Annotated in this window: 1 protein-coding gene and 1 pseudogene; both read left to right on the top strand. The window is 75.0% G+C overall.

Annotated features, from left to right (window positions below; translation table 11 throughout):
* Window positions 1-430 (top strand): glycosyltransferase (locus tag B8460_RS20320; protein WP_048863445.1); only part of this gene is annotated, 430 nt, incomplete at its 5' end.
* A pseudogene (gene purH, locus B8460_RS20315) lies at window positions 427-1,057 on the top strand (bifunctional phosphoribosylaminoimidazolecarboxamide formyltransferase/IMP cyclohydrolase); the annotation flags it as partial. The gene B8460_RS20320 and the pseudogene purH, both read left to right, overlap by 4 nt.

Below are 1,057 nucleotides of genomic sequence, written 5' to 3'. Positions count from 1 at the left end.
GACCGACCGGGGCGAGGACGTGGCGGCGGGGCTGCGGGCGGCAGGGCTCGGCGAGCGGCTGCGGCTGCTCGGCTATCGCGAGGACATTCCGGCGATCCTGGCGGCGGCCGACATCTTCGCCCTGCCGAGCCATTTCGAGGGGCTGCCGATGTCGGTGATCGAGGCGATGCTGACCGGCCTGCCGGTGGTCGCGACCGACATACGCGGCCCGCGCGAGCAGGTGGTGGAGGGGGCGACCGGCTATCTCGTGCCGCCGCGCAGCATCGCGCCGCTGGCGGCGGCGCTGGGGCGGCTGATCGCCGATCCGGGCTTGCGCGCGTGCCTGGGGGCGGCGGGGCGGGCGCGGGCGCTGGAGCGGTTCGACGAGGCGCGGGTGATCGCGCGCACGCTTGACCTGCTCGGCCTGTCGGGGCAGGGGACGGCGCCATGAACCAGCGTCTGGCTGTCCGCCGTGCCCTGATTTCCGTCTCCGACAAGACCGGGCTGCTGGCCCTGGCCGAGGGGCTGGCGCGCAACGGCGCGGAGATCCTGTCGACCGGCGGATCGGCGCGCGCGCTGCGCGACGCGGGCTTCGCCGTGACGGAGGTCGCCGACCATACCGGCTTCCCGGAGATCCTGGACGGGCGGGTCAAGACGCTGGTGCCGCAGATCCATGGCGGCATCCTCGCCCGCCGCGACAGCGACGCGCACATGGCGCAGATCGCGGCGCACGGCATCGCGCCGATCGACCTGGTGTGCGTCAACCTCTACCCGTTCGTGGAGACGGTGCGCGCGGGCGCGGATTTCGCGACCTGCGTCGAGAACATCGACATCGGCGGGCCGTCGCTGATCCGCGGGGCGGCGAAGAATCACGAGGGCGTCGCGGTGCTGACCGCCCCCGCGCAATACGAGGCGGTGGTGGCGGAACTCGACGCGGGCGGCACGACGCTGGCCACGCGCCGGCGGCTGGCGGCCGAGGCCTATGCCGCGACCGCCGCCTATGACGCCGCCATCGCCGGCTGGTTCGCGCAGGCGACCGGCGAGGGGGCGCTGCCGGCGCGGCTGGGGCTGGCGGCGG

Source organism: Acidisphaera rubrifaciens HS-AP3 (genome assembly GCF_000964365.1).
In the GTDB taxonomy this organism is placed as follows: domain Bacteria; phylum Pseudomonadota; class Alphaproteobacteria; order Acetobacterales; family Acetobacteraceae; genus Acidisphaera; species Acidisphaera rubrifaciens.
Note: the sequence above shows the minus strand (reverse complement) of the source record. Positions and strands in the feature narration are given on the sequence as shown.